The organism is Streptomyces sp. NBC_00433 (genome assembly GCA_036015235.1).
Lineage (GTDB): Bacteria > Actinomycetota > Actinomycetes > Streptomycetales > Streptomycetaceae > Actinacidiphila.
The window spans coordinates 8,585,918-8,599,225 of the sequence record CP107926.1 but is presented as its reverse complement, the minus strand read 5'-3'; the positions used below and the strand labels follow the sequence as shown (position 1 = coordinate 8,599,225).

At 72.1% G+C, this 13,308-nt stretch carries 13 protein-coding genes and 1 pseudogene; 10 read left to right on the top strand and 4 right to left on the bottom strand.

Annotated elements, in window-relative coordinates:
* Positions 1 to 43: 43 nt before the first annotated feature.
* Entirely contained in the window at positions 44 to 1,348 is a 1,305-nt protein-coding gene (locus OG900_37245) for a hypothetical protein (protein WUH95249.1), read from the bottom strand.
* Positions 1,349 to 1,563: 215 nt separating this feature from the next.
* On the opposite strand from OG900_37245, the pseudogene OG900_37240 reads away from it, so the two are divergent.
* The 10 genes and pseudogenes from OG900_37240 to OG900_37195 all read left to right on the top strand — a co-directional run bounded on the left by OG900_37240 (position 1,564) and on the right by OG900_37195 (position 10,147).
* Positions 1,564 to 2,400 (top strand): annotated as a pseudogene (locus OG900_37240) (class A beta-lactamase-related serine hydrolase).
* Between the two features lie 266 nt (positions 2,401 to 2,666).
* Complete coding sequence (locus OG900_37235; GenBank protein WUH95248.1) at positions 2,667 to 3,278, top strand: fasciclin domain-containing protein; 612 nt, start codon at positions 2,667 to 2,669, stop codon at positions 3,276 to 3,278.
* A 112-nt stretch (positions 3,279 to 3,390) separates the two neighbouring features.
* Entirely contained in the window at positions 3,391 to 5,097 is a 1,707-nt protein-coding gene (locus OG900_37230; protein WUH95247.1) for an NAD-dependent malic enzyme, read from the top strand.
* 135 nt (positions 5,098 to 5,232) lie between these two features.
* Positions 5,233 to 6,354 (top strand): LLM class flavin-dependent oxidoreductase, encoded by a 1,122-nt coding sequence (locus tag OG900_37225; protein WUH96068.1) that lies wholly within the window; start codon positions 5,233 to 5,235, stop codon positions 6,352 to 6,354.
* Complete coding sequence (locus OG900_37220) at positions 6,351 to 6,959, top strand: NAD(P)H-dependent oxidoreductase (protein ID WUH95246.1); 609 nt, start codon at positions 6,351 to 6,353, stop codon at positions 6,957 to 6,959. Before OG900_37225 ends, OG900_37220 begins: the two co-directional genes overlap by 4 nt.
* Positions 6,960 to 7,048: 89 nt before the next feature.
* Complete coding sequence (locus OG900_37215; protein ID WUH95245.1) at positions 7,049 to 7,501, top strand: VOC family protein; 453 nt, start codon at positions 7,049 to 7,051, stop codon at positions 7,499 to 7,501.
* Between the two features lie 60 nt (positions 7,502 to 7,561).
* Positions 7,562 to 7,774: a hypothetical protein gene (locus tag OG900_37210; GenBank protein ID WUH95244.1), complete on the top strand. Its 213-nt coding sequence runs from the start codon at positions 7,562 to 7,564 to the stop codon at positions 7,772 to 7,774.
* Between the two features lie 164 nt (positions 7,775 to 7,938).
* Positions 7,939 to 8,394, top strand: coding sequence for a hypothetical protein (locus OG900_37205; GenBank protein WUH95243.1), 456 nt, complete (start codon positions 7,939 to 7,941; stop codon positions 8,392 to 8,394).
* 63 nt (positions 8,395 to 8,457) lie between these two features.
* Complete coding sequence (locus OG900_37200) at positions 8,458 to 9,126, top strand: iron-containing redox enzyme family protein (protein ID WUH95242.1); 669 nt, start codon at positions 8,458 to 8,460, stop codon at positions 9,124 to 9,126.
* Between the two features lie 118 nt (positions 9,127 to 9,244).
* Positions 9,245 to 10,147 (top strand): TauD/TfdA family dioxygenase, encoded by a 903-nt coding sequence (locus OG900_37195; GenBank protein WUH95241.1) that lies wholly within the window; start codon positions 9,245 to 9,247, stop codon positions 10,145 to 10,147.
* Positions 10,148 to 10,185: 38 nt separating this feature from the next.
* On the opposite strand, the gene OG900_37190 is transcribed toward OG900_37195, so the two are convergent.
* The 3 genes from OG900_37190 to OG900_37180 form a co-directional block, all read right to left on the bottom strand.
* Positions 10,186 to 11,208, bottom strand: a complete 1,023-nt coding sequence (locus tag OG900_37190) for a hypothetical protein (protein WUH95240.1) — start codon at positions 11,206 to 11,208, stop codon at positions 10,186 to 10,188.
* A gap of 66 nt (positions 11,209 to 11,274) precedes the next feature.
* Positions 11,275 to 12,198, bottom strand: coding sequence for a site-specific DNA-methyltransferase (locus OG900_37185; protein ID WUH95239.1), 924 nt, complete (start codon positions 12,196 to 12,198; stop codon positions 11,275 to 11,277).
* Positions 12,199 to 12,217: 19 nt separating this feature from the next.
* Complete coding sequence (locus OG900_37180; protein WUH95238.1) at positions 12,218 to 13,174, bottom strand: FAD-binding oxidoreductase; 957 nt, start codon at positions 13,172 to 13,174, stop codon at positions 12,218 to 12,220.
* Positions 13,175 to 13,308: the final 134 nt, after the last annotated feature.

The window sequence follows — 13,308 nt, the reverse complement described above, 5'->3', positions numbered from 1 at the left end:
CCGGGTCGCACGCGCGGCCGGGGATCCCCGCCGCGGAGGGCCTTCAGCCGGCCGCGGACTTCGCGTGCGGGCCGGCGGAGACCCACAGGTCGCGGTTGCCCGCGATCAGCACGCGGCCGTCGGCCAGCGTGGCGGCGGTGGTCGGCCAGTCCTCGCCGCAGCCGAGGCCGCCGCGCTTCCAGTGCGCGGTCGACGCGGTGCCGTCGCCGACCCACATCGCACCGCATCTCACCGTCGGGGACTCCGGCTTCGCCTTGTGCTGCGCGGCCGTGCCGACCAGCACCGGGCGGCCCGCGCCGTCCACCGTCGCCGCGACGATCTCGCCCGCGCCCATCGCCGCGGTGTCGGCGCGCGTCCAGCGGGCGCCGTCGGTGCTGGTCAGCACCAGCGGCAGGGAGTCGTAGACGTCGCCGGTCCGCGCGTAGCCGCCCACCGCGTACCACCGGCCGGCGGCGTACAGCACGCTGTGCACCTGCGTGCCGGGCGGGGTCGCGGTGACGGTGCCCGCGGTCCAGTGCGTGCCGCCGTCCGTGCTGTGCCAGAAGGGCAGGGTGCCGTCGGAGGTGTGGAAGTCGTAGGAATTGGTGGCGGCGGCGCCGAAGGCGACGACGTCGGTGCCGTGGGCGGCGAAGCCGCCGACGGGGGTGTGCGCGGGCTCGCCCGCGGCGGGGAGCGGCACGCGGTGGACGGTGGCGCCCTGGTCGTCGGACGCGAAGACGTACGGCGACTCGACCCTGGCGACGTATTCGCCGCCGCCGACCAGCAGCCGGTCGCCGACCCGGATCGCGGCATTCACCGAGGCGTCGTCGTCGGTCTCGTGCTCGGGGTGGGTGTTGAAGGTCAGCGGCAGCTCGGCGAGCGGGACCAGTTCGCCGTCGGGCTTGCGGCGGGTCAGCCCGCCGCCGACGCCGATCAGCGAGCCGTCCGGCCACGGCACGGCCACGTCCGCCTGGAGGCCGCCGCCGGTCCAGCCGGTGCGCATCGAGTAGGGCTTGTCGCTCTCCTCGGCGGTTCCCGGGGGCGGGGTGATCGAGAAGGTGGTGCAGCCGTCCGAGCCGGTCCAGTTGACGTTCGCGTAGCGGTAGCCGTTGTTGAACGTCCCCACGCCCAGGGCGCAGTCGCCGAGCGGTACGAGCTGCCGCAGGCCCTGGCCGGGAGCCACGTAGCCCTTGGTGCTGCCGTAGTCCTGCGCCGCGAATTCCACGGCCCCCGCGTGCTCGGTGTAGCCGAGCCGGGTCGCGCTCGTGTCGCCGCCCGAGGCGGTCGCCGTCCCGCAGCCGGCCAGCAGCATCGCCGTACAGCCCACGATGCCCGCGGCAGCCGCGAGCCTCCCCCCACGTCGTGTCATCCCGCCACGCTAGCGAACCCCGCGCGGGGCGGTCGTGGCGGCCCGGCGCCGGCAGGGAGGGCGGCCGCGGCCGCGCGGAGCCGCCCGCCTGCGCGTTGAGCCCTCGGTCGCCTTCCGGCACTCCTCGAAGCCCTCGCCCCGGCGGGCGGGCGCCACGGCCCGCCGGCGTCAGGAGGGGTCGGCGGGGTTGGCGGCGACCGACCCCCTGCCAACGTATCCGGGCCGCCTTCGCCGACGCCGCCGTCACCGGCTGGCTGCACTCCCGCGACATCGACTCCGGCCCGCAGGCCGACGCCGGCGGCGACCAGGAGGTGTGCACCGGCAGCGTCCACAAACTCTGCCTGCCGGTCGCCCTCCACCAGGCGTCCGCCGGCGGCCGCCTCGACCTGGCAGAGCAGACCGAGTGCCCGCCGGCCGGCCGCACCCCGGGGCCCACCGGGCTTGCGGCCATGCTCGACCCGGTCCGTATGTCCCTGCTCGACATCGCGTACCTGATGGCGGCGGTCAGCGACAACGCCGCCGCGGACGTGCTGCTGGCGCGCGTCGGCCTGGAAGCCGTCAACCACGGCACCGCCCGCCTGGGGCTGACCCGCACCCGCGCGGTCCACACCTTCGGCGAGATCCTCACCTCCATCCGCGAGGACGCCGGCCCCGGCGGCGCCCAGGCGCTCGCGGACCCGCGTGTCGTCAACCGCCTGTGGGCGCTCGACCCGGCCGGCCCCAATGGGAGCACCCCCGGGGAGATGACCGCCCTGCTGGGCGCCGTGTGGCGCGACGAGGCGTGCGCGCCGGAGCACGGTGCCGCCATCCGCCGCCTGCTGGCCCTCCAGGTCTGGCCGCACCGGCTGGCCTCCGGTTTCCCCTTCGACGACGTCCGCGGCGCGGGCAAGACCGGCACCTTGCCGACGCTGCGCCACGAGGTCGGCGTCGTGGAGTATCCCGACGGCGGCCGCTACGCCGTCGCGGTCTTCACCCGCACCCCCGACACCGCCGCCACGCTTCCCGCCGCCGTCGGCACGGCCGCCCGCATCGCCGTGGACGCCCTGCGCGCCCTGTGCGAGCCGTCGGCCGGGGGGCGCCCAGGCGCCTGCCCCGCCATGTTATCGAACCTGTGTACGAATATGACCCGGGCAAAAGGTGCGTGCTCAGCAGGGCGCTGCCACTCTCGAAGGGATCACGTGAGCCGGCGCCCTCCGCCGGCCTCCCCACTCCCCCCTTCCCGTCCGGCCCCGGACCTCTCCCCCGGGCCGGCTCCCCGACAGCCCTGCCTCCCGATTGCCGCGTGCCCGCAGTCCCACAGCGGAAATGAGGAATCGACATGACGCAGACCCGCATCCCCCGCCGAGTCGCCGTGGTGCTGACCGCGGCCGCCGTCGCCGTACCCCTGTCGCTGAGCGGGATCGCCACCGCCACCGCCGCTCCTGCCGCTTCCGGCCCGGGGGCCGCCTCGCCGAGCCCCACCACCTCCGACGGGACCTTCGGCAGCGGCTGCTCCGGCAGCGCGGCGGTGATGGCCCAGGCCGACGTGGCCACGGCCGCGGCCACGAACCCGCAGCTGGCCACCCTGGTCGCGGGGCTCAAACGGGCCGGCCTGTTCGACACCCTCAACTCGGCGAAGGACGCCACGGTCTTCGCGCCGACGAATGCGGCGTTCAAGAAGCTGTCGGCCTCCAAGCTGGCGTCGCTGCTCACCAACACGTCCCAGCTGAAGAAGGTCCTCGGCTACCACGTGGTGAACGGCAAGCGGATCACACCCGCGGAACTGCCCCACGGCTCCTTCAAGACGCTGGAGGGCGCCAACCTCACCACGTCCGGGTCGGGGACCACCTTCAAGGTCAACAACACCGCGAACATCGTCTGCGGCAACATCAAGACCCGCAATGCGACGGTCTACCTCATCGACTCCGTCCTGACACCGCCCTCCTCGTAGCGCCAGGTCAGGTCGGCGTGCGCAGCAGCCGCCGGGTCCTCGGGGGATCTGGCCCGCGTCGCGGAGTGCGGACGGCGCGGGCGAGTCGGGGCCCACCCGAGAGGAGCCCATCGTGGCGAACCAGCCGGACCCGGCGCAGGACCGTATCGAGACCACCGCGCGGCGGCGGGCGGTGCTGAGCAATCCGCTGCTGAACCGCGGCACCGCCTTCACCCACCAGGAGCGCAGGGACCTGGACCTGGTGGGACTGGTGCCGCCGCAGGTGCTGACGCTGGACCAGCAGGTGGACCGCGCCTACCAGCAGTACGGCGCCCAGCCGAGCGACCTGGCGAAGAACGTCTACCTGACCGCGCTGCACGACCGGAACAGCGTCCTCTTCTACCGGCTGATCGGGGACCACCTGGCGGAGATGCTGCCGATCGTCTACACCCCGACGGTCGGCGAGGCGATCGAGCGCTACAGCTACGAATACCGGCGGCCCCGCGGCGTCTACCTGTCGGTGGACGCCCCCGAGGTCATCGAACGCTCGCTGCGCGCGTCCGGTCTGGGGGCCGGCGACGTGGACCTGATCGTCGCCACCGACGGCGAGGCGATCCTCGGCATCGGCGACTGGGGTGTGGGCGGTATCGACATCGCGGTGGGCAAGCTCGCGGTCTACACCGCCGCCGCGGGCATCGACCCGCGCCGCACCCTGCCGGTGATGCTGGACGTCGGCACCGGCCGTACGGAGCTGCTGCACGACCCCCTCTACCTGGGCAACCGGCACGAGCGCGTCGACGTGGCCACGTACGACGCCTTCATCGACGCCTACGTCACCGCCGCGACGAAGCTCTTCCCCGGTGCCCTGCTGCACTGGGAGGACTTCGGCCCGGCCAACGCCCGCCGCGTCCTGGAGCGCTACCGCGACGAGGTCTTCACCTTCAACGACGACATCCAGGGCACCGGGGCGGTCAACCTCGCCGCCGTCCTGTCCGGCGTCGCAGCCGGCGGTGTGCCGCTGCCCGAACACCGCGTCGTGGTCTTCGGCGCCGGCACGGCCGGCATCGGCGTCGCCGACCAGTTGAGGGACGCCCTGGTGGCCGAGGGGCTGACCCGGCCGCGGGCCACGGAGCGCATCTGGGCCGTCGACCGCCACGGCCTGCTCACCGAGGGCCAGAGCGGTCTGCGCGACTTCCAGCTCGGCTACGCCCGCCGCGCCGCCGAGGTCGCCGGCTGGCAGCAGGACGGGCGTATCGGCGGCATCCCGCTGGCCGAGACCGTACGCCGGGTGCGCCCCACGATCCTGATCGGCACCTCGGGGCAGGGCGGCGCCTTCACCGAGGAGATCGTACGGACGATGGCCGCGCACGCACCGCGCCCGATCATCCTGCCCATGTCCAACCCGACGCGGCTGGCCGAGGCCGTCCCCGCCGACCTGCTGGCCTGGACGGGCGGCCGCGCCCTGATCGCCACCGGCAGCCCGTTCGGCCCGGTCGAGCACGACGGCGTCACCTTCCGGATCGGCCAGGCCAACAACGCGCTCGTCTTCCCCGGCCTGGGCCTGGGCGCCATCGTCGCCGGCGCCCTGCGGGTCACCGACGGCATGCTCGCGGCGGCCGCGCACGCCGTCGCGGAGCAGACCGACACCGCCGCCGCGGGAGCCTCGATCCTCCCGCTCATCGACCAGCTGCACGAGACCTCCGTCTCGGTGGCCGTCGCCGTGGCCCGCGCCGCCGCCCGGGACGGTGTCGCCCGCACGGCGGTCGACGAGGGCATCGAGAACCGCGTCAGGGCCGCGATGTGGCGGCCGGTCTACCTGCCGATCACGGCGGCCCGCTGAGCGTGTCCCCGGTCACCTCCTGTGAGGGCCCGGGTGAGGTGAGTGCCTTCTGCGCATTGCGCGGGCGGATGAGAAAATTGGCTGAGCCCGCACCAGAGCCACAGGGAGTTCTTCATGGACTCGTCCGAAGTGGGAATGCAGTTCGGGATCTTCACCGTCGGTGACGTCACACCCGACCCGACGACGGGGGCGACCCCCACAGAGGCGGAGCGCATCCAGGCCACCGTCGCGATCGCGCGCAAGGCGGAGGAGGTCGGCCTCGACGTCTTCGCCACCGGCGAGCACCACAACCCGCCCTTCGTACCGTCCTCGCCGACCACGCTGCTCGGCTACATCGCCGCGCAGACCGAACGCCTGGTCCTGTCCACGTCGACCACGCTGATCACCACCAACGACCCGGTCAAGATCGCCGAGGACTTCAGCGTCCTGCAGCACCTGTCGGGCGGCCGCACCGACATCATGCTCGGCCGCGGCAACACCGGCCCCGTCTACCCGTGGTTCGGGCAGGACATCCGCCAGGCCGTCCCGCTGACCGTGGCCCACTACGGCCTGCTGCGCCGCCTGTGGCGCGAGGAGGTGGTGGACTACGAAGGCAAGCTGCGGTCCTCCCTCCAGGGCTTCACGCTCGTGCCGCGGCCGCTGGACGACGTCCCGCCCTTCGTCTGGCACGCGGCCATCCGCACCCCGGAGGTGGCGGAGCTGGCGGCCCACTTCGGGGACGGCTTCTTCGCCAACCACATCTTCTGGCCCCCCTCCCACACGCAGTCGATGGTCGAGCTGTACCGCAAGCGGTTCGAGCACTACGGCCACGGCAGGCCCGAGCAGGCCATCGTGGGCCTGGGCGGGCAGGTCTTCATGCGGCGCAACAGCCAGGACGCGGTCAGCGAGTTCCGCCCGTATTTCGACAACGCCCCGGTCTACGGACACGGCCCGTCGCTGGAGGACTTCACGTCGCTGACACCGCTGACGGTCGGGTCGCCGGCCCAGGTCATCGAGAAGACGCTGGGCTTCCGCGACTACGTCGGCGACTACCAGCGCCAGCTCTTCCTCGTCGACCACGCCGGCCTCCCCCTCAAGACGGTGCTCGAACAACTCGACCTGCTGGGCGAGGAGGTGGTCCCGGTCCTGCGCAGGGAATTCGCCGTCGGCAGGCCGGCCGACGTCCCGCCGGCGCCGACCCACGAATCCCTGCTGCGTGCCCGCGGGGCCGACCAGCAGCCGCAGTCCGACAGGGAAGAGGGTGCGAAAGCCGGATGAAGCTGACGATCATCACGGGCGGTCTGCGCGAGCCGTCCTCGACACGGCTCCTCGCGGACCGGCTGGCGACAGCGGTGGCCGGCGACCTCCGGCAGGAGGGGCAGCAGGCGGACACGACGTTCGTGGAGCTGCGCCCCCTGGGCCACCCCGTCATGGACGCGATGCTGACCGGCTTCACCCGGGAGGAACTGGAGTCCGCCTTCGACGCCGTCGCCGGCGCCGACGGCGTCATCGCCGTCACCCCCGCCTTCAACGCCTCCTTCAGCGGACTGTTCAAGTCCTTCTTCGACGTCCTGCCGGAGCACACGCTCTCGGACATGCCCGTCCTCATCGGCGCCACCGGCGGGACCGAGCGGCACTCGCTGGTCCTCGAACACGCGCTGCGCCCGATGTTCACCTACCTGCACGCGATCGTCTCCCCGCGGGCGGTCTACGCCGCCACCGGCGACTTCGGCCACGAGTCGGGATCCTCCCTGGGAGAGCGCATCATCGACGCGGCCGACGACTTCTCGCGCCTGCTGCGCGCGTGCGGCCCGCGGGCGCGACGCGAGGAGGTGGACGAGGACCTGGCCTCCATGCAGCGGCTGCTGGGCGGCACACCCTGAACGGGGTCCGCCCGGCAGGCCTGGAGCCGTGCCCATCCGTCCGCCCCGCTCGGCCCACCCATCCGCCCCCGCTCGTTCGGAGGAGCGCCATGCCCCATGACGACCTTCCGGCCCCTGAAACCGGGCTGGTCCTCACCCACTTCCTGACGGTGGCCGACGTGGCCCGCGCGCGGGCCTTCTACACCGACGTGCTCGGCGGCGAGGTCGTACTCGCCGAGAATCCCTGCATCGTCAAGCTCGCCAACGGGTGGATCATCATGAACCCCGGCGGCGGCCCCACCCCCGACAAGCCCGACGTCACCCTCCACCCGCCCACCGACCCCTCGACCGCCACCAGCTTCCTCAACCTCCGCGTCGCCGACATCCAGGCCTGCTACGAGGAGTGGAGCGCAAAAGGCGCCCGCTTCCTGACCCCGCCCATCGACCGCAAGGCCGAAGTGCGGTGCTACCTCCGCGACCCGGACGGCTACCTCATCGAGGTCGGCCAGGCCACCGGGATGCTCCACGGCACCTACGCCGATCCCCCCGCGGGGAAGGGCTGAGCGGAACCACCCGCGGAGGACGGCGGGATCGCCACGCTCTTCAACAGCGTCCCGAAATACGTGGCCTCCCGCGGCAAACCCGACCTGTCGTGGGCCGGATCCCACCAGCTCGGCCCGGACCTGGCCGGCGCGGTGCCCGCGAACCTCACCCTCCTCGAACCGCCGGCAGCCGGCAAGAACGGCACGGTCCACCTGCGCTACGGCCTCGCGGACGGCACGCCCGCGACGGGCGACATGAGCGCCCCCGGCCGCGGCGTCGGCAACGACGCCTGAGGCCCGGCCCCCCGGGCCCTCCCCGGCAACGGCTCCCGCCGGGTCCCCCGGAATCGCGGGCCCGCAAATACGCGGAAGTTCGGCTATTCCCGCCTACGGGGGTTCGCCAGGCCCGTACAGTGGTCAGTCGTGGTGACGCATCGGACACCGAGGACGGTGGGCGCGTGGATCCGGTTTCGGTGGCATTGCTCGCGGCGCTGGCGGGTGGCGCCGGCGGTGAGCTGGGGCGCCAGGCATGGGTCGGGCTGACCACACTGGTACGTCGACCGTTCAGGCGCGGGCAGGACGGATCCGCCCAGGCGCCGGCGGTCAGCACCGGAGAGGCGGAAGTGGTCCGCCTGCAGGAAGCGCCCGGGGACCTGGAGCGTGCGCACATACTGAGCACCGCGTTGGCGGTGCGTGCCGCAGTGGATCCGGAATTCTCCTCCGAGCTGCGGCTGTGGCATCAGCAGGCGAAGCTGGTGCGCACCGGTGATGGTGACGTCCACAACGTGATAAGCGGCGGCAACCAGTACGGGCAGGTGTTGCTGGGCCGGGACTTCTCCGGCTTGTCCTTCACCACCGCCTCCCCTCCTCCTCCGCCCGACGTCGAGGGCCGGTCCCGGTCGACGCAAGGTTGAGCTGATGACTGCCTCACCGGGGCGATGCGAACTGACGCCAATCAAGCAGAAGCGAGGGCATTCATGCGCGCAGCGTCGGAAAACCTGCGGCGATTCGTAGATAAGCACCGGGTGCTCCAGCATCCCTTCCTCGCGCGAGTGGCCGCCGGCGGGGCCGATCGCGAGCACCTCGTGGCTTGGGGACTCCAGGAGCGCCACGTGTCCTATGCCTTCCCCAGGTCCATCGGATTGCTGATCTCCTACGCCGATGACTTCCGGATGAGGACGGTGCTCGCCGAGAATCTCTGGGAGGAGTTCGGTGAGGGCGATTCCGACCGGGCCCACGCCGTGCTGCTCGACAACCTGCTCGGATCGATGGGGGTCGGCAGGGACCAGCTCGACAGCCTCCCGACCGAGGGAACGACCGCGTTCCTCACGACGCAGCGGGAACTGACGACATCGAGCGTCTGGCGGGGTGTCGGAGCCTTCTGCTACGCGAACGAGTACCTGTCGCTTGCCGAATTCCGCCCGCTCGAAGCCGCCGTCCGTACTGCTTTCCCGTCGGCCGACCTCTCGTACTTCGCCGAGAACATGAAAGCCGACACTCGGCACACCGAGCTCCTCGAGTCACTGATCGACATTGGTGCCGAAGACGAGTCGAACAGAGCGGACATCGAGTACGGCGTCAGTGCGGCGCTCGACGCCCGCTGCCTCTTCTACGACTCCCTGACAGCCCAGGCCGCAAAAGCCTGATCCCGGCCCACATCGGACAGGCGGCGTGGGAGCGGGGATGGACACCGGGCGTTCTGTGCGTATGTCGTGCCGGAGATGGCGCGGCAGGCTCGAAGACCTGCACGCGACGCTGCCCACCATGCCGCGTCGCGACCTCGCGGAGGCCGTCCACGCCGCGGCGATGGTGGCCGCCGAGCTGCCGGGCCCGCTTCTGGAGCGTCTGGACGCGCTGAGCGCGGGACGGGACGGCCGCGGTTACCTTCACCTGACGGATCTTCCCTTCACGCCCGGCCTGCTGCCGGGTACACCGCGAAGCACGCCCGCTCCGGCCGACCGCCCCCTGCTGGCCATGGAGGGCTGGCTCCTGGCGATATGCGCGAGGATGGGCTTGCCCACCGCCTACAGCGAGCTGTACTCGGGCAGCCTGCTTCAGGACATCTGTCCGTCGCCGGGCGCCCGTCCGCTGTCGTCACAGAGCTCGACGACTCCACTGACCGTGCACACGGAGATGGCCTACCACCGGTGGCGGCCCGACTTCCTGCTGCTCGCGTGCTCACGCGCGGATCATGACGGCGCCGCGGGGACGACCGTGGCCGCGGCCAACGCCGCCCTGCCGCTGGTCGAGGCCGCCGCGCAGGAATTCCTCCGCGAGAACCGCCTCGCGTGTGGCACGGACCTGGCCTTCCGGCACCCGGACGGATCCGGCCCGCAGGCGCGCGTGCTGGTCGTCGACGGTCCTCCCGCCGATCCCCGGCTCGCCTACGATCGCGACCTTCTGGAGCCTGACGGCCCTTCGGCGCTCCGGGCCCTGCGGGCCCTGTCGGGGGCGTTGGACGAGGTCACAGAAACGGTGCGGCTGCGTCCCGGTGACCTGCTGGTCCTGGACAACGCGCGGGTCGTCCACGGTCGCACGGCCTTCGCGCCGCGCTGGGACGGCCACGACAGATGGCTGCACAGGATGTACGCCATGTCCCTGCCGGAGCGTTCCACGGGTGCGGGGGCGGGCGCTCCGTATCAGGTCCTGCCGTTCGCGCCCTGCTGAGTCCGGTCGCTCCGCCGGTTCCGGTGATCCGCCCGGGATCAGTCGCCGCGTTCCACGGCTTGCCGGCGTTCGCGGAAGTCGGGATTGGTGACGTCAGGAGAACCGATCCCTGACAGCACGTCGCACACCGCGGTGGCCGCGCGCAGGCCGGCCCGCAGCCCCGCGTCCCGGGTGAGGAAGCCCATCTGGGGGACGGCCAGGAAGCTTTCCGGACCGAGCGCGGTGAGCGCGGCCCAGGCATCGCCGGGGCCGAGGCCGTCGGCTGCGGCGCGGAGGCCCTTGTGCTCGATCGCCCACGCGAGCGCCACGGGGTCGATGAGATCGTGATGGCCCGTGTTCACCAGCAGGGCGCCGTCCTTGCACCTTGCCAACTCCTGCCTGCCGAGCAGCGGCGGTTCACCGGCAGCGGGTCCCGGCCGGTGCAGGCTGACCACGTCGGACCGGGAGAGGAGACCGTCGAGGCCTGTGTACTCGATGCCCGTGGCGGCCTCGAGCGCCTGGTTGCGCCGCGGGGACGTGTACAGGACGCGCATGCCGAGGCCCTGGGCGATCCTGGCGACTCGTGCGCCGATCCTTCCCGCTCCGACCACGCCCAGCGTGCGCCCACCCAGTTCACGGCCCTCGGAAGGGGAGCCCCCGGCTGTCGGTTCGGCTGCGGCGTGCGGGACGCGCACGATGGCGTCGGTGAACGGGCGGGCCAAAGTGAGCGCGAGCAGGACGGTGAACTCGGCGACCGAGGCGGCATTTTCCCCGGGCGTGTTCGCGAAGGCTATCCCCAGTTCGTACGCCTTGCGCCAGCCCGGCACGTAGCTTACGAAGTCCGTGCCGACGAACGCCACGGCTTGCAGTGCCGCCGCCCGTTCGAAGTGTCCGGGCGCCGGCTCCTCGTATCCGCCGATCAGATAACCGGAGACTCCGTCGAGCGCCGCGTGCAGGTCGTCGGCGTCCAGGTGGTTGCCGGTGACCTCCCGCAGTGTGAACCCGCGGTCGGCGATCAGGGTACGAGCTTCCGGCGGCACTGCGGCGGTTCCCGTGACCAGGACCGTGAGCTTTTCCTTCATATGTCCTCCTGTGGCGTGCGGCGCCGGCACGGCGGATCGCTGCCCGCCGTTGATGTGATCGCGTCCTCACCGCAGGTCGAAGACGATGAGGGACAGCGGTCCGCGCCAGGTGAACTGTCCGCAGACGATGACTCGCGCGTCGTGCACCCGTCCTGGGATGGCCGCAGCGGCGTGTTCCAGAACCTCCCCGGTCGCGTCACGCCCGTCGTCGTCAGGCTCGTGCTCGATGACCACCGTCGCCCGACGCACCTTCGCGGCCGCCCGGCTCAGCATGGCCACAGTGGTCTCGGCGAAGCCCGCGTCCGGCTGAGCCGCGGCCGGCCCGCGGTCGGCCCCGGCTGCGGCGAGAGCGCCACGGGCGGCTGTGACCAGCCGCGGCGGGGCGTCGAGCAGCGGGGACCGCTGCCCGAACTGCGGAGAGGTGTAGAGCACGGCGCCCTCTTCCGGTATCGGCAGATCGAGCCAGCCGGAAGGCGCTGTCGCGTCCGCGCACAGCAGCCGGCCGCTCGCGGCGGGGGGCTGGTGGCGCACGAGATCGCCGGTGACCTCGGCGTGTCCGAGCGGACTGCCACGCGAGGCACGCAGTCCCATCACGACCGCCAGGCAGGACGCGACGGCCACGTCGTCGGCGGTGCCGCACCCGGGCAGTGCCTCCAGCACCGAGAGCAGGCTGTCGAGGTCGTGGACGGGCGGCAGGTGCCGCAGCAACCGCGCATGGCGCACGGTGGCCCGGCTCTTCGCCAAGGCGACACAGGCCAGGACAGGGTCGATCTCGATACCGAAGAACGGCAGATTCATCAGCCGGGCCGCCATCGCCGAACTCCCCCCGCCGGCGAACGGGTCCACGAGGGCGCTGCACGGGGGGCTGACGAGGTCGGCGACAACAGCCGTCGTGGTGCGGACGTTGGAGGCGCTGGCCGTCTGGAACCAGCGGTCGACGGGCTCCCGCGGATCCGGGTGGTAGCGCTCGGCGTCCAGTGGCAAGGACAAGGGCATGGCGTTCCTCTCGTCAGCCGATCAGGGACTGGACCTGCCGCGCACAACCCCATGACAGCGTGACGCCCGAGCCTCCGTGGCCGTAGTTGTGCACCACTAGAGCGCCGTTGTGGCTGCCGCTTTCCAACCGCACGCGCGGCCGTACCGGTCGTAGCCCGACCCGGATCCCCCTGACCTGGGCGCGGCCGAGCGCGGGCAGGACAGCGGCGCACCGCGCCACGATCCGCTCGGCGGCCTCCGGGTCCGGCCGCAGGTCGCTTCTGCCCTGTCTGACGATCCCGCCCAGGACGACGTGGTCGGGGTGTGCGATCCAGTAGGTGGGGTCCTCGCTTTCCGGAAAGTCCGAGAAGAAACCCTCGACCCCGGGATTGTCCGTGATCACCAACTGGCCCCAGTTGGGCGTCACCTCCTGGTCGCCGACCAGGTCCCTGGCCCCCAGCCCGGCGCAGTTGACCACTATCGGAGCGGTGTCCAGCACCTGGTCCAGGTGGCGCAACGGACTGTCGAGCACATGGACGGTGGCCCCGGAGTCCGCCAGCCGGCCCATCAGGTAGTCCAGGTAGAGCGGCATGTCGAAGACCGGAGCCCGGTACGTCCACCCCCATCCGAAGCCGGGGGGCAGTTCAGGGGGGCCGCACGTGGCGAATCCGCTCATCGAACGCAGCCAGGCGGGGGCTTCCGCCGGCTCGCGCGACGCCTCGATCCCCTGGGTGAAACGCACGCCAGAGCGCGGGTCGACGGCGATCTCGGCCAGGTCAGGCAGGCTGCCCAGGCTCCAGTCCAGGACCCGGGCGTCATCGAAGACGTACGGCCCCCACAGGGCCCCGGCAACCGCCGAGGTCGTACGCCGAGGCTCGCGGTCGGATACCACGGTGACCGCTCGTCCCGCCTCCGACAGCACCAGTGCGGTCGTCAGGCCCGACACCCCGCACCCGACAACGATGACCTCAGGATCCACCGAGAAAGCCACCGCTTCAGCTTAGTCACCCGGATCCCGGGCGGTCGGACGCTCCGTCAATTACCATGGGCCCTGCCGCTGATGGGTGCGGCAGCTGATCGACCGGGGGATGCGCCGTATGGGCGGTGGGCAGCTAATCGCGACCG

What these genes read in the sequence shown, in the direction of transcription:
- OG900_37245 (WUH95249.1), bottom strand. Translation starts at nt 1,348, where the DNA reads ATGACACGACGTGGGGGGAGGCTCGCGGCTGCCGCGGGCATCGTGGGC.
- OG900_37200 (WUH95242.1), top strand. Translation starts at nt 8,458, where the DNA reads ATGCGCGCAGCGTCGGAAAACCTGCGGCGATTCGTAGATAAGCACCGG.
- OG900_37215 (WUH95245.1), top strand. Translation starts at nt 7,049, where the DNA reads ATGCCCCATGACGACCTTCCGGCCCCTGAAACCGGGCTGGTCCTCACC.
- OG900_37190 (WUH95240.1), bottom strand. Translation starts at nt 11,208, where the DNA reads ATGAAGGAAAAGCTCACGGTCCTGGTCACGGGAACCGCCGCAGTGCCG.
- OG900_37235 (WUH95248.1), top strand. Translation starts at nt 2,667, where the DNA reads ATGACGCAGACCCGCATCCCCCGCCGAGTCGCCGTGGTGCTGACCGCG.
- OG900_37220 (WUH95246.1), top strand. Translation starts at nt 6,351, where the DNA reads ATGAAGCTGACGATCATCACGGGCGGTCTGCGCGAGCCGTCCTCGACA.
- OG900_37225 (WUH96068.1), top strand. Translation starts at nt 5,233, where the DNA reads ATGCAGTTCGGGATCTTCACCGTCGGTGACGTCACACCCGACCCGACG.
- OG900_37195 (WUH95241.1), top strand. Translation starts at nt 9,245, where the DNA reads ATGCCGCGTCGCGACCTCGCGGAGGCCGTCCACGCCGCGGCGATGGTG.